Origin of the sequence: Longirhabdus pacifica (genome assembly GCF_004115085.1) — a bacterium.
GTDB classification, from domain to species: domain Bacteria; phylum Bacillota; class Bacilli; order Paenibacillales; family DSM-105158; genus Longirhabdus; species Longirhabdus pacifica.
This window is the reverse complement of the sequence record NZ_QXJP01000017.1, coordinates 63,439-83,679: the sequence shown is the minus strand read 5'-3', so window position 1 is coordinate 83,679 and position 20,241 is coordinate 63,439. Positions and strand designations below refer to the sequence as shown.

Sequence of the window (20,241 nt, the reverse complement as noted above, 5' to 3'; positions counted from 1 at the left end):
GCACATGGTCTATGTTGCTTCATTCTTACCATGGTTTTCAATTTTGGTAGTTTGATATAACCGTTTTCGATGCGAACCGTTCCTTTTTGGTTGTTGGTAGTATAACGGTGGTGATTGTCTTTTTTGCTTTTGAACTTTGGAAATCCAGTTGACTTATCACGAAAGAAATTAGCGTATGCTTTGTTTAGATTCATTTGTGCGTTGGCTAAAGCAAGGCTATCCACTTCCTTTAGAAACGGAAACTCAGCTTTATATTGTGCGGGTGTAGGATATTGGATAGATTTATCCACGCTTTCTTGAGATGCTTTATAAGCATGGATTCTATCAGCAAGCATTTTGTTATACACAAAACGTACGCATCCAAATGTTTTTGCGAAGGCTATTCGTTGTTCTTGATTTGGATAGATACGATACTTATATGCTTTCAACATCACTGACACCTACTTTCTTCCTTTAGAAACGTTGATCATTCGCTATTAGGATGTGCCTTGAACGATACGATATTTCACTACCAAAACAAGGTGATAATGCAGTGAGAAAACTGAGTGATTATTGTTATCTAACTTCATTGATATAACAACCTTTCTACTCACTAGTACTGATTATATCAATGTTGAAAATAACATACAATAATTTTGGCTAACGCCAATCGAAATTCATCTCCACCTTATCGTTGGGCCTCGCCCTTCACACGCTTGAAGATGGAGACTTCTTTCAGAAAATGTTAAAATAATGAGAAACCTATGCTATATTGAATGCATTAGAGATAGATGAGGATGTAAGACTGTACATACTTATTTTTGCGATGACATAAAAATGTATCAGGAGCATAATATGAAGATTAAATCTTCAACATATCCCCCTCCTAAAGATATCCTATAGTGCTTGATCGTCTATGCTGTCCAAATAAGCTTCTGCTTCCTTCACAATGTTTTCCAAGCATCCATCTTCAAACGGAGATGTGAGATTGGCAACGTCTAGTAGTTCAAGAAAAGATTTTCTACCGCCTTGTTTACATAGATTTACGTAATCTTCCCAAGCACTTTCCCGATCTTCCTGCATTTTTTTCCAAAATTGTAGAGCACATACTTGAGCTAATGCGTAATCAATATAGTAAAACGGGCTAAAATAAATATGTCCTATTTTATGCCAATAACCACCTGAAAGTAAAAATGAGTTGTCATCATAATCGACATGTGGCGTATATTTTTGTTCCAATTCTCTCCAAACATCTTTTCTTTCCTGCGGGGTCAACTCTGGCTTTTCGTAGATGATATGCTGAAACTCATCAACTAATGCTATATGAGTCAACACGGTGATGGCTCCGGTTAGATGAGCATATTTATATTTATTTGTATCTTCTTTGAAGAAAAGCTCCATCCACGGCCAAGTGAAAAATTCCATGCTCATGGAGTGAATTTCACAAGCTTCATAAGTAGGGACAATATAGTCCATGTTATAGTGGCGGCTCATATAACACTGAAATGCATGGCCAGCTTCGTGGGTGAGTACGTAAATATCATCTGAGGTATCACTAAAATTGGCAAAAATAAATGGTGCTTTGTAGTTGGGGAAAAATGTACAGTAACCACCTTGCTGTTTACCTGGCTTGCTCTCTAAGTCCATCAACTGGTTTTGTTTCATAAAGTTGAAAAATTCATGAGTTTCTTCAGAGAGCTCTTCGTACATTTTCATTCCGTTGTTGATAATCCATTGTGAAGAACCTTTTGGTGTTGCATTTCCACTTTTAAATCGGTAAGGTAAATCGTAATATTTTAATTTCTCTATGTCTGTTCTTTTTCTTTGTTTTTCATAAAGTTTCGTCACAAGCGGCACAACGTTATCTTCTATTTGCTTCCGATACTTTGCTACCCTGTCAGCATCGTAATCCGTTCTCTTCATTCTGTTATATCCTAGTTCAACGAAATTTTTATATCCTAGTTGCTTCGCCATGGAAGTACGTAATTGAACTAGTTCATCAAACAGGCTGTCGAATGTTTCTTCATGTTGAGCATAAAATTCAAATCTTGCCTGAGATGCTTTTTTTCTTATGGAGCGATCTGGGCTTTGTTCAAATGGTATGAGTTCCGACAAAGTAAGCTCTTTACCTTCCAAAGATATTTTAGCGGAAGCGATTAATTGATGGTAATCGTTAATTAATTTATTTTCTTGTTGTAATAGAGGGATAATCTCTTCCGACGTCGTATTGACTTGTGTTTGTGCCAATCGAAAACGTTGTTCCCCAGTTGTATGTATTAACTCTTCTTTATATGGTGTGTTGCAAAGAGCGGCAGAGAGCTTACTTTCAAATATGTAGTATACAGCTATAAATGTATTCATGTAATCTTGTTCTTCTTTGTAAAAGGCATCTTGTGTATCGATGGAGTGGCGAGCAGAACAAATGGAATACATAGTGAAAGCATGGGAACGAATTTGATCCAGTTTCTGTAGCCACTTGCTCTGCTCATTTGCACTTGAAGCTTGTTCAAAGTTTTTCAAACATGAGTTACATTGTTGTTTGTAATCTTCTTCCGAGGGCCTCTGGTATTTGTACTGAGAAAAATTCATAAGAATCTCCTTTGTTTGAATTTTCAATAAAATATTTTAAGTTTTTATCTTTCATGAATAAGTATGTGATCACTACTATACAATATCGCTTTTATATATTGTGATTAGTAAAATATGAGAAACTTATTTCAGTACTCCCCAAAATATTTAACTACCTCGGAGTGATTTGCTTTTCATCATATCAAGTAATAAATCAAAATTATCACTTTGTTTATCATTCAAAGCTGCTTTATTTATACCGATTTTCCCGCATTTTTTGCATTTGAAAATAATCTGGTATCCTTTTTTACTTGAAACATCAACATCTATTGGATACATGATACCTTTACAATCTGATGCTCTATCACCTGGTTTATATTTGTCTAGATGAAGTGAATGTAAACACACTGGACAGTGATTTCTATAACTTCCATTAGTCAGAGGTAGAATATAAGAGTTACAATGCAAACAAATAAAATCAGAATTTTGTAAATTTTTTTTTGCCATTTCAAACCTTCTTTTTAATTTTGTGTAGTTAAATAAATATAAAGTATAAATATTACAAGTTTGAAACCAAGAGTATGAAGCCTTGCTTCGTATTAGTAGAGGCTTGAAAGCTTCTATATGGAAACGAGCGTACATTTAGATAGCCACTTTTGTTTCCGTTTTAACTTTTTGGCTCATTCATGAAGAAAATATTATTAGAAAATTCAAACTATATTTACGAAACGATATTTTACTACAATGTACTATTATGTGACAGTAAATTTATGTAAATTATATTTTAGTTTGAGAGTCACTGCAGGAATCGTTACGCTGAAGAAAGCGAAATAGACTGTAACCCTTTGACTAAAAGGTAAGGAGTTGAATAGAGGGGATTTGAGAACCTAATGCGAAAGGATAAAGAATTTCAGGTTTAAAGGTGGATTCTGATACTGCATATAAATATATGTATGTTTAAACTATAAAGAAAGAGAGGGGATAGTATGAAGATCAAATCTTCAACATATCCCCCTCTTACAAGATAACTTATAATGCTTTATCGTCTATGCTGTCCAAATAAGCTTCTGCTTGCTTCACAATGTTTTCCAAGCATGCATCTTCAAACGGAGATGTAAGATTGGCAATGTGTACGAGTTCAAGAAAAGCTTTGCTACCGCCATGTCTACATATATTGACGTAATCTGCCCATGTACTTTCCTGATCTTCCTGCATTCTTTTCCAAAATTGTAATGCACAAATTTGAGCTAATGTATAATCAATATAATAGAACGGTTGTTGATAAATATGTCCTTGTCTTTGCCAGAAACCACCTGATTCTAAATATGGTTGATCTTCATATTGGAAATGTGGTAAATACTTTTGCTCCAATTGCTTCCATACATCTTTTCTTTCTTTTGGAGTCAATTCTGGTTTTTCGTAAATGATATGCTGGAACTCATCGACTGCAGCCCCATATGGCAAAAAGATGATAGTATCTGATAGATGAGCATATTTATATTTATCTGTATCCTCTTTAAAAAATAGCTCCATCCACGGCCAAGTGAAAAATTCCATACTCATGGAATGTATTTCACAAGCTTCATAAGTAGGAACGATATAATCTGGTTGTAAGTGACGACTCATATAATTTTGGAATGCATGACCAGCTTCATGAGTCAGTACATCAATATCACCTGAAGTACCATTAAAGTTGGCAAAAATATAAGGTGCTTTATGTGTTGCGATAAAAGTGCAATATCCACCTTGTTGTTTACCTGATTTGCTTTCTAAGTCCATCAAATGGTTTTGTTTCATAAAGTTAAAAAATTCATGTGTTTCTTCTGAAAGCTCTTCGTACATTTTCATTCCGTTATTTATGATCCATTCTGGAGAACCTTTTGGAGTTGCATTTCCACTTTTAAACCGGTAAGGTAAGTCGTGATATTTTAATTTATCTATGTCTGTTCTTTCTCTTTGTTTTTCATATAATTTCGTTACCAGTGGTACAACGCTATCTTGAATTTGCTTTCGATATCCTGCTACCATGTCAGCATTGTAATCCGTTCTCATCATGCGGTTATACCCTAGTTCTACAAAGTTTTTATATCCTAATTGCTTTGCCATGGACGTGCGCAATTGGACTAATTCATCAAACAGGCTATCGAGTGTTTCTTCATGTTGTGCAAAAAAATCGAACCTTGCCTGTGAAGCTTTTTTTCTAATGGAGCGATCTGGGTTTTGTTCAAATGGTGTAAGTTCCGACAAGGTAAGTTCTCTGCCTTCAAAAGGTATTTTAGCGGAAGCGATTAATCGATTATAGTCACTAATTAATTTGTTTTCTTGTTGTAATAGAGGGAAAATTTCATTTGACGTCGTATTGACTTGTGTTTGCGCTAATCTAAAACGTTGTTCACCGAAGTTATGTATTAATTCTTCTTTGTATGCTGAATCGGAAAGGACAGAGGCAAGTTTGCTTTCTAATACTTGAAAAGTAGCTAGAAATTGATCCATAAATTGTTGTTCATTTTTGTAAAATGTGTCGTTCGTATCAATAGAGTGTCGGATATAGCAAATCGCGGACATAGAATAAGCTTCAATACGGATTTGATCCAATTCATTTAGTATCTTTACTTGTTCCTGAGCGTTGTCTGCTTGTTGAAATGCTTCTAAACATTGATTAAATTGTTCTTTATACTGTTCTTCCGAAGGTCTTTTGTATTCATAATCATTAAAATTCATACCCATGCTCCTTTTTCATATAGTTTATCCCAGCGTACTAGGGCTATTATACTATTAATGGGAGTTTAAATATACTAGAGAACGTAGAGAATTGAATTCTATTTATTCCTATCGGTACATAAGGTAATATGATGACAGAGATATGAAGAAGATGCTGCAAGTTCTTTTTATGAATGGACAACTAAGTTTCATTCTTAATAAAAAATTATTCTAAATAATGAAGCAAGTATAATTGACTTTTAAAGAGGATATAGATAAAATATTAATGACTGACCAGACAGTCAATTTCGGGAGGAGTGTAAACATGAAATTTTTAGCACGTTTTAGTTTGAAAAATTCAGCAGCCATCATCATTATTTGTGTACTGCTTATGGCTGGTGGGGTATATTCTTTTACAACAACAAAATCAGACTTATTGCCGGATATTGAATTTCCCCAGCTTTCTGTTTCTGTCGTTTATCCAGGAGCATCACCAGGAGATGTGGATACGCAAGTCACCACATTGTTAGAGGAACAATTTAAAAATCTTCAAAGCTTAGACACGATGACGAGTCAATCGTTAGAAAGTGTAGCCTTAATTCAGTTGTCGTTTCCTATTGGAACGGAAATGGAAAAGATAGAGCAAGAAATTAATGATGTTTTCAATGAGACGAATTTACCAGAGAATACAACATACAATGTAAATCGTTTCTCATTTGGAGCACTTCCTATTGCAAGTATGGCATTATTCCCTGCAGGAGATGAGCCTATTGATAACTTTGCAGAAGAAGTATTAAAGCCAGAATTAGCAAAAATTGAAGGGGTAAACAGTGTTGCCTTATCTGGATTACCTGAGCAATACATCTCCATTACAGTAGATAAAACGTTAGCACAACAAAACGGAATATCCATTACGCAAATAAACGAAGCGATTTCAGGAGCTTACTTTTCCTTTCCAGCGGGGACGATAAGCCAAGATTCCGTGCTTGTTCCTGTTCGTATTGATGAGCGATTAGAAACATTGGAACAACTGGAGTCTATTCGCTTTACTTCTGTAACCACGCAACAATCCCTTACACTAAGTGAGATAGCTACAATAGAACAAGTGGAAGAGCTAGTGGAGTATGCAAGGTTTAATTTGCAGGAAAGCCTTTCCCTTCTTATCAATAAAAAGCAAGATGCAAACACGGTGGAAGTTGCCGAAAAGCTATTTGAAACACTAGAAAAATACGAAGATACAGTGAAATATGAACTGAACTTCGATCAATCAGAAGGAATTAATAAATCTATAGATGGTATGGTGGAAAAAGGGATTTATGGTGCGATATTTGCTTCCATTGCTGTTCTTATCTTTTTGCGTAACTTTAGAGCCACGTTAATTTCCATTATATCTATTCCGTTATCTTTACTTATTGCAGCTATTTTCTTAAAATGGTTAGGCTATACATTAAATATCATGAGTTTATCTGGAATGGCAGTTGCTATAGGTAGAGTCGTGGACGATAGTATTATCGTTATTGAAAACATATATCGTAAAAAACGTTTAAATCCAGATGACGATAACAATGCTATCACGCTTTCAGGTACGATAGAAATGATTAGTCCAATCTTATCGTCAACGATAGCAACGATCGTTGTTTTCTTGCCACTGGGACTTGTTGGCGGTATCACAGGTGCATTTTTCTTACCATTTGCATTTGCGGTTGTTGTGGCACTTGTAGCATCTTTATTTGTAGCCATCACAATTGTACCTGTATTAGCTAAATTCTCATTCGGAAAAGGAAAAGCAAAACATGTAAAAAGTCATGAAGATAAAGAGACTTTTTACGTTCGTTGGTATGAGAAAGTAATTAGATGGTCTTTAAATAAAAAAGCGTTGGTTATTTCGCTTGCAGTAGTTTTGCTTGTAGGTTCCTTAGCTTTACCAATGGTAGCGGGACTCGGATTTGTCTTTTTACCAAATGAAGAGCAAAAGCTGATGTTAGTAGAAGTAAAATTACCTGCTTCAACAGATTTAGAGATTACGAATACTGTTTCATTACAAATAGAAGAAAGTTTAAATGAAAAAGTGGATGATTACCCTAAAGTCTTCTCTGCTGTAGGTGCATATGATTTCACCACTGGATCACAACAAAGTAACCGAATGCAGTATTTTATTGAACTGGATTCTAAGTTAAACGTGGACGAACAAATACCAGTAGTGGAAGAAATAATATCTGCATCTCTTGGAGATGAATATATCGACACAACCTCCATTAGTGTACAAGAGCTGCAAACGAGCGGACCACCAACGAACAACAACGTAGATATTAACTTGTTCTCCAATAATCAAGAAGATTTAATGAAAGCTGCAGCGATGGTGGAACAACTGATGCTAGAACAATCAGATTTGAAATATGTAACAAATAACATGAGTGAAAAACAAGAACAGTGGACCGTGCAGCTCGATTCAGTAAAAATGAGAGAGTATAATGTAAATCCATTCGTTGTACTCGGTTTAGTCAGTGATCAGACGAGAAGCATAGACGTTGGAGAATATAACTTAGATGGAGAGCTGAAACAAATTAAACTCCAATATGATAGAGATGTTGCGAGTCAAGAAGAATTAGAGAATATCCTTGTATTTACTGAACAAGGTGTTGTACCATTAGACGAGATTGCCGATATTAATCAAGAAGAAGTGGTAACGACAATACAGAAGTTAGATGGCAAAGTATATGCACAAATTACGGCCCAAATTAAAGGGGACAATACATTAGAAGTAACCAATCGCATTAAAGAAGAAGTGGATGCATTAGACATACCATCATCCGTTAGCCAAGAAGCAGGTGGTGGAAGCGATGAAACATTGCAAATCGTGTACGACCTTCTCGTTGCTATTGGTGTTGCCATTGGTTTAGTGTATATCACATTGTTGATCTTCTTTGGTAAAGCAAGAACGCCTTTTATCATTCTTACTTCACTTTTATTTGTACCAATTGGATCTATCGTAGGCTTAATTATTGCCGATGAACCAATATCCATGAGTGCGATGATTGGATTGCTGATGCTAGTTGGTATAGTGGTAACGAATGCGATTGTACTCATTGATCGAATCAATCAAAATAGAGATAAAGATGTCACGATCCGTGAATCTATCGTCGAAGCTGGTAAGACAAGAATACGTCCTATCTTAATGACAGCTTTAGCAACGATTGCTGCATTGCTTCCTCTTGCATTCACTCCACCAGAAGGAGCGATCATCTCAAGAGGCTTAGCCGTTGTTGTTATCGGTGGTTTAACCACATCCACGTTCCTTACGCTGATTTTCTTACCAGTGATATACGAAATTGCCTTTTTCAAACAAGCGCGTAAAGAAAGAATGTCAAAATAAAAAGGTAATATAATGTAGATACATTTCTTTTTACACAATCAGATGGAAATTTAATCCATCTGATTGTGTTTATTCATTGATGACCATAAGCTTGTGATGTAAATTTAAATCATAAACTTCATGTAACATGTAGAGTTTATAAAGAAAGGGGATTTTAGAATGTCCCAATCCAATGAAAAAACAGACAAAATTTTAAAAGCTGCATTTGAGTTGTTCGGCACAAAAGGGTTTCATGATACGAAAATGTCTGATATCGCAGATGCTGCAGGCATTGCCAAAGGAACATTATATTTGTATTTTTCTAGTAAGGAACAGCTTTATGAAGCAATGACGAAACATCATTTTGAAACGTACTTATCAGAAGTAAGGAGACGGGCTACTCAAAACGATACGTTTGATACTCGTTTACGTGCTGTTGCAGAGTACCATTTGCTTTATTATTATGAACATAGAAAATATAAGCAAAACTTTATGCAAGGCAATGGACCACACATGATGGAGTTGTTTCATTTTTTCATCACCAATTATATTCAAATTGTAGAAAACATGATCGCGGATGAACAAGTGAGAGAGCCTCTTCTAAAGGCAAAGGGTTTTATAGGTATGTTAGAAATGTACAAAATGGACATACTGTATAACGAACATTTTAAATATGAACAAATACAATTACTCGTAGATGAGTGTGCTTCCTTATTCATACAAGGATATAAAAGATAATATATCCTGTTATGTAAAAAGTTAAAACAATGATCAAAAATACACCTAAAAGTGTATATATATAATTTAACGACTTGACTATTTTGAAAATAACGTGGGATAAGGGTTTTTATTTTGATGAAAGCGCATAACACTTTTTTTTCATCATTTTATACAAAAAAATAGTTGCAATTCACCTCAATAGATGTTATTTTTATGTTCGTCGAATATCATTGTTAAAAAAATAGGAACCAGGATTCACTCAGGATAACGCGAGAGATTGATTCCCTCGAAGTAGTGAATGACGTAGGTCCTAGCGGATGAAATCCAATACATTTTATTCCTAGGAAGGGGGATGCCGGAAGATGGAATACTCAACTTTCGGAAGACACGTTGCTGTTGATACTTGGGGTGTGGACTTTACTGCCTTGAATGACGAGAAATGGTTGAAGAGAGAAATGATTAAAGCTGCGGAGTGTTCAGGTGCAACAGTATTGTCTGTACAATCGAAGCAATTTGAACCACAGGGGGCGACGGTACTTGTGCTGTTGTCAGAGAGTCATATTTCCATTCATACGTATCCTGAGAAAGGTTTTGCAGCTCTAGACTGCTATACCTGTGGTGATACGGTGAACCCACAAGATGCAATTGATCATATGATCATGGCATTAAAGCCTACGAAAGTACATGCTAAAAAGTTAATCCGTGGTATTGGTGAAATGCAAGTAGAAACACCAAACATGGAATTAGAAAAAGTATAATATGCATTCTAAGATGAAGAAACAATGGAATACCATTTTCGCCTCATTAACCAGGCGTAAAGAAAGTAATGGTGTAGTTTCTCTATCTTATGCTAGTGGTAATAAGTTGGTTGAACAAGTTTATTCAAGCAACTTATATAGCAGTGAACAATAGTATAAATATATAACGAAATAACCATGGATGAGGATGATATCTATGGTTATTTGTTTGTCTTTTTTCCCATATGATGAATAATATATAAGATGAAGAAATGATGGGATAAAAGTTGTATGAAAACATTCATTCAACTTATATAGATTGTTTCATTTGGGGGATGACTATGAACCAGTGGTTAAAAGGGTGGCTTTTGTTTTGTGCTGTTGTGCTCGTTGTTATTTATCCTGTTTATCAAATATGGGATCTTGTACAGGAAAATAAACAAAAACAGTACAGTGAAAAAATGTTGTATCAAGTGTCGTTACTTCAAATGGATTGGCTATACCGCCACTTGCAGGAAACGTCACAGGCATTGAACAGTCAACAACTAGATCATTTAAAGCAAGCCATATACATGGCTAATTTTACACATGAACGTTTTAGTAGAGCCGTAGGTAGTGGTAATGTAACGACATTGCCTTCTCTTTCCCACATGATGGACTTTGTGCTTAGAATGCAGATGAGTGGGCATACACAATTGAAAGAATCTGAAGTGGATGCATTCCAGAAGATGACGGAGACTTACGGTGCACTGTTACTTGTGTACGAACAGTTATATGCATCAAACGGAGAAATTTTACGATCACAAAATGATCAATTAAATGAATATGATAACCAGATTTCATCTTTATTGAGTCAATTGTGGTTTGATTCTTAGTTTGCTTTCATTTCCTCTTTACAAAGAAAAAATGTTGATATGAAGTATTTTCAAATATTATTCATAATTTTATTTATATGTGTCCATTCTTTTATGCTATAATCGACTTGTTGAACTTCGTGAGAAAGTGGGTGATCGAATGCACATTTTAGTTGTGGGCTTAAACTATAAGACAGCTCCGGTAGAGGTAAGAGAACAATTCTCTATGTCGCAATCAGAGCTGCCACATGCATTGCAAAAGTTAAAAGTCACAAAAAGTATATTGGAATGTGTCATTTTGGCGACTTGTAATCGTACAGAATTGTACGTTGTCGTTGATCGTCCAAGTGTATGTGGGCACTATATTCGATCCTTTATGGAAAAATGGTTTAAAATGACCAGACAATCATTCAATCAACATTTATATATAAAAGAAGATCGTGAAGCAATTGATCACCTATTTAGGGTAACTTGTGGGCTAGACTCGATGGTACTAGGTGAGACCCAAATCCTTGGACAGATGAGAGAAGCTTTTTTAACTGCTCAAAAATTTGATTGTACCGGAACGTTATTTAATGAACTATTCAAGCAAGCGGTTACGTTAGCGAAGAGAGCACATGCAGAAACCTCCATCGGGGAGAAGGCGGTATCTGTCAGCTATGCAGCGGTTGAGTTGACGAAACGTGTGGTTGGTTCATTGAAAGACAAAAACATCATGATTATTGGTGCGGGAAAAATGAGCGAGTTAACTGGCAAGTATATAAGCGAGTTAGGCGTTCGTAATATGATGATCATGAACAGAAGTATGGACGGAGCGATGAAGCTAGCGAAATCGTTTCACGGAACACCTAATACACTAGATAAGCTAGAACACCACTTACAAGATACGGATGTTGTCATTAGTTCTACAGGATCACCAAATCTAGTGTTAACGGCAGAGCAAGTATCAAATATGATGAAAAATCGCCCAGAGCGACCGATATACATGATTGATATTGCGGTTCCAAGAGATCTTGATCCACAAATAGCCAACATAGAACATGCTCACTTATTTGATATTGATGACTTGGAAGGTATCGTGGAAAGCAATTTGAATTCACGCAAAAATGAAGCGTTAAAAATTGAAAAAATGATAGAGCAAGGGATTAGTCAATTCGATCAGTGGTATAAAACATTAGGTGTCAGTCCTGTTATCCAAGCATTGCAAGGGAAAGCTGCAAAAATACATGCAGAAACCATGCAAAGTTTGTTTAACAAACTTCCTGATCTGGATGAAAGAGAAACAAAAGTCATTCGTAAGTTAACCAAAAGCATTTTAAATCAGATGTTGCATGATCCTATTTTAAATCTTAAAGAGTTGGCAGTGGAAGAGAACGGTCATGAAGTAATGGAACAGTTTGTGAAAATGTTTAACTTGCAAGATGAACTGGATCAAAATGAAAAATCAGCATTGGAGGAAGAGGAACGAAAGACTTCCCCATCTATGGTTATTTAAAATAAATATTATCATTACAAATCATTACAATAGAGCATAATTGGAATAAACCAACCCAGGAAACTGGGTTTTTTTATGTTCTCTTCATGACATGCACACCTGCTTTGTGGGATAATAAAACTATAACCACGTTACGTACGGTACACAGAATGTGAAAGAGCATTACAATGTAGTTGCGAATGACATTATGGTATACAACATAGTTGGGGAAGAGGTGTATAAGTGTCTTCATATTATTCAATAATGCTGGATATAGAGGATAAAATATGTGGTGTTATTGGCGGCGGAAAAGTGGCGGAACGAAAAATACGTTCATTATTAGATGCCAAGGGTAAAGTAACTGTCATAAGTCCTGAACTTACTCCTTCTATACAAAAGTGGGTGGAACAGAAGGTATTGTATTTTGTTAAAGACGTTTATAATAGTAAATATTTGCAAGAATTAGATCTTGTTTTTGCATGTACGAACATTAAAGAAATAAATAAACATATTGCTTATGATGCGAAACAAATGGGCAAGTGGGTAAACGCAGCAAGCCCCGGTGATGCAGGAGATATGATATTACCAGCAACGTTAAAGAGTAATCATGTGCAACTTTCACTGTCTACTTACGGTAAAAGTCCGCTGGCGGTACATATGATGAAAAAACATTTAACGCATCAGCTAGAAAAATATGAACAAATGGCAATGTTTTTATATCAAATTCGTGAACAACTTAAGCAAAGTCATTTATCCCAATCTGAAAAGGGTATAATTAATGAAACAATAAAAACATTAGACATATTGTCCATGATGGAACATGAGGGTTTTTCTGAATTTCAGACAAATGTCACACAAATGGTTGAAAAGCTCGTTAATTATTCGTTAACTATTGATGAGTTATTGCAATACCTTTACAATGTTGAATTAGAATCATACTAATGACGAAAGTATATGGTGGGAGATGTAATGCGTAAAATTATAGTAGGAACGAGACAAAGTAAGCTAGCATTAACACAAACAAACTGGGTCATCAAACAGTTGGAGCACTATTGTGAAAAGCACGGATTGCCCTTTACATTTGAAACAAAAAAGTTAGTAACAAAAGGCGATCGTATATTAGACGTTACGCTGTCTAAAGTAGGCGGTAAAGGGTTATTTGTGAAAGAAATAGAAGATGCCATGCTGCAAGAAAATATTGATATTGCGGTACACAGCATGAAGGATATGCCATTCGTTTCTCCAGATGGTTTAATGATCGGTGCGATTCCTGTTAGGGAAGATGCACGCGATTGCTTAGTGATGAACAAAGGGCAGAATCTAGACGACTTGCCAGAAGGAGCTTTGGTAGGTACAAGTAGTTTGCGTCGCACCGCACAACTGAAATTATTGAGACCAGACTTAAAATTAGAATCTATTCGCGGAAATATTGATACGAGAATGAATAAAATTTCTACAGCATCTTTTGATGCTGTCGTTCTTGCTGCTGCAGGATTACATCGTATGGGTTGGAAAGAGCGGATTGGATTGTACTTATCTACTGACGATTGCATCCCAGCTGTAGGACAAGGAGCATTAGCTATCCAATGTAGAAGTGAAGATGCTGAGGTGAAAGAACTACTCCAATATATTCATCATCAAGAGACGGCACGTGTTGTAGAAGCAGAACGAGCTTTTTTAGGCAAGTTAAACGGAGGCTGTCAAGTTCCTCTTGCTGGCTATGCACAATGTCATGACGATAGCACCAAGATCAAGATGGTTGGTTTTGTAGGTTCTCCAGATGGAGAAACAATATATAAATATAGCTTGGATGGAGAAAACGGATTGGAGTTAGGGGAAAAAGTCGCGCAAAAATTACTGGATCAAGGAGCAGAGGAAATCTTACGGGAATTTAGGGGATGATTCGTATGGAAAAAGGAAAAGTTTTTTTAGTAGGTGCTGGACCGGGAGATCCAAAATTAATTACGGTTCGTGGGCTAGAAGCGTTACAAAAGGCTGATGTTGTCGTTTATGACCGATTATCTAGTCCTGTATTGCTGAGAAAACTAAAACCAGGTACGGAATTAGTTTACGTTGGTAAGCGTCCAGATCGGCATACGATGAAACAGGAAGATATCAATCAATTACTCGTCGATTTAGCTTTAGAAGGTAAGACAGTTACTCGTTTGAAAGGTGGAGACCCGTGCATTTTTGGCAGGGTTGGAGAAGAGGCACAGCTACTCGTTGATCACGATATTACGTTTGAGATTGTGCCAGGTATTTCTTCTATTACCGCCGTGCCTGCATATGCGGGTATTCCGATTACACATCGTTCTTATAACTCCTCTTTTGCTGTTGTTACCGGCCACGAGAAAGAAGAAAAATTGGATTCAACCATACAATGGGATCAACTAGGAAAAGCCACAGAAACGATTGTCTTTTTAATGGGAGTAGCAAAAATCGCGTATATTACAAAGCAGTTAATTAAACACGGTAAAAGCAAAACAACTCCGGTGGCCCTTATTAGATGGGGAACTAGAGTGGAACAGGAAACACTAGTGGGTACACTGGACACGATTGCTGCACAAGTGGAGGCGCAAAATTTCAAACCCCCAGCAGTGATACTCGTCGGTGAAGTAGTAAAACTGAGAGCACACCTTCAATGGTATGAAAAGAAACCACTTTTCGGAAAACGAATTTTAGTTACTAGAGCGAGAGATCAAGCAAGTCAACTTGTTGAACGTATAGATGAATGGGGCGGAGAGGCATTAGAATTCCCTGTGATAGAGACAAGATTAAGTGAAGAGAAGCAACATGTACACGAGATTAAACAAGCATTTGCAAACCTTTCTTCTTATCAACGCATCATATTTACATCGGTTAACGGTGTAAAATATTTTTTTGAACTCATGTTTTCACATCAATACGATATCCGTTCTTTATATAACATACAAATAAATGCTGTTGGAGCCAAAACAGCAGAAGTATTAAGAGAAAAAGGTCTCTTCGTCACTCAGTTGCCAGGTAAATATCAACAAGAAGGCTTGCTGGAGCAAGTAGTACTCGAAAGTGATGGAAAAGAAAAGATTTTATTCCCGAGATCTTTAATCGCAAGGCCATACCTTATACAGCAGTTACAAGATCAAGGTCATGAAGTTCATGATATTCCTATTTATGACACCATTAAACTAGAACAAAATGCCGAAGACATCGTACGTTTACTGCATAAAAAGGCGATTCATATGATTACGTTTACCAGTTCATCTACAGTGACAAACTTGATGACGATATTACAAAAATATGAAAATGACCTCGCCACTCTGTTAGCTGGTATTCAAATAGCATGTATAGGTCCCATAACAGCCGAAACGGCAGCATCATTCGGACTACATGTAGATGTGATGGCAAAAGAAGCAACCGTAGCATCATTACTTGATGCGATATTATCATTATCTATTAAGGGGGAATAATAAACATGATACAACGTCATCGTAGGTTAAGAAAAAGTCAAGCTATGCGAAATATTGTGAGAGAAAACCATCTGCAATTACAAGATCTTATTTATCCTATTTTCGTTACACATGGTAATAACGTACAAAATGAAATAGAGTCCATGCCAGGAGTATATCATCTTTCGCTCGATCGCTTACATAGTGAGGTGAATGAACTCGTTCAATTAGGCATTCAATCGGTTATTATTTTTGGTGTGCCAGATGAAAAAGATGAAGTGGGCAGTCAAGCATATGCGGAGGAAGGCATTGTACAGCGAGCGTTAAAGCTGTTAAAAAGATGGTATCCTCAATTAGTTGTCATTGCGGATACATGTCTATGTCAGTTCACGGACCATGGACACTGTGGAGTAGTGTGTGACGGAGATCATGGGCCAGTTGTAGATAATGATCAATCATTAGAATTGCTAGTGAAAACGGCAGTATCCCAAGCAACAGCTGGTGCAGATGTCATCGCTCCTTCCAATATGATGGATGGTTACGTTCATGCTATCCGTCAAGGGTTAGATGAAGCGGGATATGAAGAAATTCCTATTATGGCCTATAGCGTAAAATATGCTTCTGCTTTTTATGGACCGTTTAGAGATGCGGCAAAATCGACGCCACAACAAGGAGATCGTAAATCGTATCAAATGGACCCAGCAAATGCAAGAGAGGCATTAAGAGAAGCCCAGTCTGATTTAGAAGAAGGCGCAGACTTCTTAATGGTCAAACCAGGACTAGCATATATGGACATTATATATCAATTGAAACAAAATTATGACTTGCCGATCGTTGCTTACAATGTAAGTGGGGAATACTCGATGATAAAAGCAGCAGAAGATAAAGGATGGATTGACGAAAAGCAAGTCGTATTAGAAATGTTAACTTCATTCAAACGTGCAGGAGCAGATATCATTATTACTTACTTTGCAAAAGACGTAGCGCGCTGGATGAGAAGGGATGAAGAAAGATGACCACATTCAACCAAGATAAATCACTACAAGCTTTTGAACAAGCGAAACAAGTCATACCTGGGGGAGTGAATAGCCCCGTTAGAGCCTATAAATCTGTAGGAACAACACCTATTTATAGTGAAAAAGCATCCGGATCGAAGTTGTATGATATCGATGGCAATCAATATATTGATTACATCGCTTCATGGGGACCACTCATTTTGGGACATAGCCATCCAGAAGTGGTAGAAGCGATAAAAAAGACAGCGGAAAAAGGGACGAGCTTTGGTACACCTACGGAATTAGAGACAGAAATGGCAAAGCTTGTCGCTGAACGTATGCCATCTGTAGAAATCGTTCGCATGGTTAACTCTGGAACGGAAGCAACGATGAGTGCTATCCGTTTAGCAAGGGGATATACGAAGAGAGATAAAATATTAAAGTTCGAAGGTTGTTACCACGGACATACCGATTCGCTTCTTATAAAAGCTGGTTCGGGCATTGCGACTTTAGGATTGCCAGATAGCCCAGGTGTGCCAGTGTCGACAGCTTCAAACACCATTACAGTACCGTATAATGATTTGGAAGCGGTGACGTATGCCTTCGAACAATATGGACAGGACATCGCATGTATCATCGTAGAACCTATCGCTGGAAATATGGGTGTTGTGCAGCCTCAACCTGGTTTTCTAGCAGGATTGCGTACATTAACGGAGCAGCACGGATCATTACTTATATTTGATGAGGTCATGACAGGTTTCCGCGTTCATTACCATAGTGCGCAAGGACTTTTCGGTGTGACGCCAGATCTAACTTGTATGGGCAAGGTCATAGGTGGAGGTTTACCAGTTGGGGCATACGGTGGCAAAAAAGAGATCATGGAACAAGTTGCACCTATAGGACCAATCTATCAGGCTGGAACATTGTCTGGTAACCCACTTGCAATGGCTGCTGGATATACCACGTTAACATTGCTTGAACCAAGCGTTTATGAACAACTAGATCATAAAGGAAGACAATTAGAAGCAGGATTTATAAAAAATGCTGAAGAAGCAGGAATAGCTTGTCAAATCAATCGTGTAGGTTCAATGGTTTGTCCTTACTTTACAGATGAAAAAGTTGTGAATTTTGCTACAGCAAAAACGTCAAACTTACAACAATTCAGCCAATATTTTTCACACATGATGAAACGTGGTATTTCACTTGCTCCTTCACAATTTGAGGGTATGTTTATTTCCGCTGCGCATAGTGATGAGGATATTGAGCTTACGATTGAAGCTCATCGACAATCTTTAAAGAATTTGTAACATATATGTATGCTAATTGTGATCAATGTCATCGTATTGTTAAAAAGTATTGTTCTTTTGCCGTTGTGGTAATGTAAAAAAAAGAGCATAATGAGGAATGTACCCTATTGTTTGGAAGGAGTATAAAGAACTTATGAGCTATAATGACACGTTTTTACGATCATGTCGTAAACAACCTATATCCCATGTGCCAGTATGGTATATGCGACAAGCTGGTCGATATGATCCAGATTATCGAAAAATAAAAGAGAAATATTCTTTGTTAGAAATATGTAAACAACCAGAACTCGCAGCAGAAGTTACGATGATGCCAATAAATAAACTAGGTGTAGATGCAGCGATTTTGTATTCTGATATTATGAACCCTGTTCAATCTATAGGGATAGACTTCGATATCGTGAAAAATGTAGGACCGGTTATTTATAATCCTATACGCTCTAAGGCAGATGTAGAGCGTTTAAAACCTATCGATGTCGAAGGTGATCTTCCTCACATACTAGAAACGATTAAAATTTTAGATAAACAATTGGAAGTTCCACTTATTACATTTGCAGGTGCGCCATTTACGATAGCAAGTTATTTAGTGGAAGGTAAGTCTTCTAAAAATTACTTGAGAACAAAAGAACTCATGTATAATGATCCTGCAACATGGCATTTATTAATGCACAAACTCGGCGATATGGTTATCACTTATTTGAAAGCGCATATCAAAGCGGGTGCCAAAGCTGTTCAATTATTTGACAGCTGGGTTGGTGCATTGTCTCCATCAGATTTCAAGCAGTATGTATTGCCTACGATCACACGTATATTTGATGAGTTAAAATCATTCTCTGAAGTTAAAATCTACTTCCCAGGCGTGAGCTCGGGTGAACTGTTGCCTACTTTACAAAATCTACAGGCAGATATGATTGGTGTGGATTGGAGAGTATCAATACGTGAAGGACGCAAGCGCATCGGAGACAAATTTAGCATTCAAGGGAATTTAGACCCTACGATTTTGATGGGCCCGCAAGAAACCATTCATGAATATGCAAAACATATTATAGATCAAGGACTAGAACAACCAGGATTCGTATTTAATCTTGGTCATGGTTTATTTCCTGAAGCTTCATTAGATAAACTAAAGCAACTAACAGCTTTTATACATGAATATTCAAAGAAAAAATGTGCTGAAAACGCTCATAGGGGGAAACTTCATGTCTAATAAAATTGGTGTGCTTGTCTTATCATATGGAACACCTGAAAGCATAGAGCAAATTGAAGAATATTATACCCATATTCGTCGTGGTAAACCGCCTACTACCGAACAATTGAATGAATTGAAAGAACGGTATGAGGCTATATTTGGAGATGGTGTCTTCCCGCTAAGGGAAAATACGAACTCGCAAGTTGCCGCTATCCAAGCAGCATTAAATGATAAGAACAGTGATACACAGTTCGTATGTTACCAAGGTTTAAAACATGCTTATCCATTTGTTGAAGATGGAGTAGAAGATATGGTGAAAGATGGCATAACGGAAGCTATTGCTATCGTATTGGCACCTCACTACTCTACGATGAGTGTGGGCAGCTACATGAAGCGTGCCAAAGCTGTAGCGGACGAAAAAGGAATAAAACTTCATACGATTGATAGCTATCATCTACATCCAAAGTTAATACAATGTTTTACACAAAGAGTAGAGAAAGCATTACCTACATTCGGTGTGGATCAAAATAAAGTAAAAGTTTTTTTTAGTGCGCATAGTTTACCAACAAGAATTTTAGAAATGAATGATCCTTACCCAGATCAACTAATGGAAACGTCCAAAGCCATTGCTTCACAAGTAGGATTAGAACACTGGGATTTTACTTGGCAGAGCGCTGGACAAACGAATACGCCATGGCTTGGACCAGATATATTAGATACATTGAAAGAAGCTCAGGCAGAATGGGATCATATTTTAATTTGTCCAATAGGATTTACTTCGGATCATTTGGAAATATTGTATGATATCGACATAGAATGTCAGCAACTAGCAGAGGAATTGCAATTTAACCTTAAACGGGTGGAATCATTAAACGATGATCCTTTATTTATCTCATGTTTGGCTGATGTAATATGGAACACATACAAAGGGGAATGATGGC

16 protein-coding genes and 1 pseudogene are annotated in these 20,241 nt (G+C 36.8%); 12 read left to right on the top strand and 5 right to left on the bottom strand.

What is annotated here, in order from left to right; all coding sequences use genetic code 11:
* The 5 genes and pseudogenes from D1Z92_RS12475 to D1Z92_RS12455 form a co-directional block, all read right to left on the bottom strand.
* Positions 1-431, bottom strand: a 431-nt coding sequence (locus D1Z92_RS12475; protein ID WP_164931609.1) for a helix-turn-helix domain-containing protein, incomplete at its 3' end; no start/stop codon positions are given.
* Between the two features lie 66 nt (positions 432-497).
* Positions 498-569 (bottom strand): annotated as a pseudogene (locus tag D1Z92_RS17755) (IS200/IS605 family transposase); the annotation flags it as partial.
* Between the two features lie 307 nt (positions 570-876).
* The gene (locus D1Z92_RS12465) at positions 877-2,568 is read right to left on the bottom strand and encodes a M3 family oligoendopeptidase (protein WP_128896008.1); all 1,692 of its coding nucleotides are present in this window, start codon (positions 2,566-2,568) and stop codon (positions 877-879) included.
* 147 nt (positions 2,569-2,715) lie between these two features.
* A complete protein-coding gene (locus D1Z92_RS12460; protein WP_128896007.1) occupies positions 2,716-3,054 on the bottom strand; it encodes an RNHCP domain-containing protein in 339 nt (112 codons plus the stop codon).
* Positions 3,055-3,576: 522 nt separating this feature from the next.
* Positions 3,577-5,268, bottom strand: a complete 1,692-nt coding sequence (locus D1Z92_RS12455) for a M3 family oligoendopeptidase (protein ID WP_128896006.1) — start codon at positions 5,266-5,268, stop codon at positions 3,577-3,579.
* 304 nt (positions 5,269-5,572) lie between these two features.
* Between D1Z92_RS12455 and D1Z92_RS12450 the strand changes: the two genes are divergently transcribed.
* From D1Z92_RS12450 to hemH, 12 genes are all read left to right on the top strand, one after another.
* Positions 5,573-8,620, top strand: a complete 3,048-nt coding sequence (locus D1Z92_RS12450; RefSeq protein WP_128896005.1) for an efflux RND transporter permease subunit — start codon at positions 5,573-5,575, stop codon at positions 8,618-8,620.
* 159 nt (positions 8,621-8,779) lie between these two features.
* Positions 8,780-9,337, top strand: coding sequence for a TetR/AcrR family transcriptional regulator (locus D1Z92_RS12445; RefSeq protein ID WP_128896004.1), 558 nt, complete (start codon positions 8,780-8,782; stop codon positions 9,335-9,337).
* Between the two features lie 344 nt (positions 9,338-9,681).
* Entirely contained in the window at positions 9,682-10,077 is a 396-nt protein-coding gene (gene speD, locus D1Z92_RS12440; RefSeq protein WP_128896003.1) for an adenosylmethionine decarboxylase, read from the top strand.
* 320 nt (positions 10,078-10,397) lie between these two features.
* Complete coding sequence (locus D1Z92_RS12435) at positions 10,398-10,931, top strand: hypothetical protein (protein WP_128896002.1); 534 nt, start codon at positions 10,398-10,400, stop codon at positions 10,929-10,931.
* 139 nt (positions 10,932-11,070) lie between these two features.
* Entirely contained in the window at positions 11,071-12,405 is a 1,335-nt protein-coding gene (gene hemA / locus D1Z92_RS12430) for a glutamyl-tRNA reductase (protein ID WP_128896001.1), read from the top strand.
* A gap of 222 nt (positions 12,406-12,627) precedes the next feature.
* Positions 12,628-13,326, top strand: coding sequence for a precorrin-2 dehydrogenase/sirohydrochlorin ferrochelatase family protein (locus D1Z92_RS12425; protein ID WP_128896000.1), 699 nt, complete (start codon positions 12,628-12,630; stop codon positions 13,324-13,326).
* Between the two features lie 27 nt (positions 13,327-13,353).
* A complete protein-coding gene (hemC, locus tag D1Z92_RS12420) occupies positions 13,354-14,286 on the top strand; it encodes a hydroxymethylbilane synthase (protein ID WP_128895999.1) in 933 nt (310 codons plus the stop codon).
* Positions 14,287-14,291: 5 nt separating this feature from the next.
* Positions 14,292-15,833, top strand: a complete 1,542-nt coding sequence (gene cobA, locus D1Z92_RS12415; RefSeq protein WP_128895998.1) for a uroporphyrinogen-III C-methyltransferase — start codon at positions 14,292-14,294, stop codon at positions 15,831-15,833.
* Between the two features lie 5 nt (positions 15,834-15,838).
* Positions 15,839-16,828, top strand: a complete 990-nt coding sequence (gene hemB, locus D1Z92_RS12410; protein ID WP_206099755.1) for a porphobilinogen synthase — start codon at positions 15,839-15,841, stop codon at positions 16,826-16,828.
* A complete protein-coding gene (gene hemL, locus D1Z92_RS12405) occupies positions 16,825-18,114 on the top strand; it encodes a glutamate-1-semialdehyde 2,1-aminomutase (protein ID WP_128895996.1) in 1,290 nt (429 codons plus the stop codon). The genes hemB and hemL overlap by 4 nt, the downstream gene beginning before the upstream one ends.
* Positions 18,115-18,247: 133 nt before the next feature.
* A complete protein-coding gene (gene hemE / locus D1Z92_RS12400; protein WP_128895995.1) occupies positions 18,248-19,318 on the top strand; it encodes a uroporphyrinogen decarboxylase in 1,071 nt (356 codons plus the stop codon).
* Positions 19,311-20,237: a ferrochelatase gene (gene hemH / locus D1Z92_RS12395; RefSeq protein WP_128895994.1), complete on the top strand. Its 927-nt coding sequence runs from the start codon at positions 19,311-19,313 to the stop codon at positions 20,235-20,237. Before hemE ends, hemH begins: the two co-directional genes overlap by 8 nt.
* Positions 20,238-20,241: the final 4 nt, after the last annotated feature.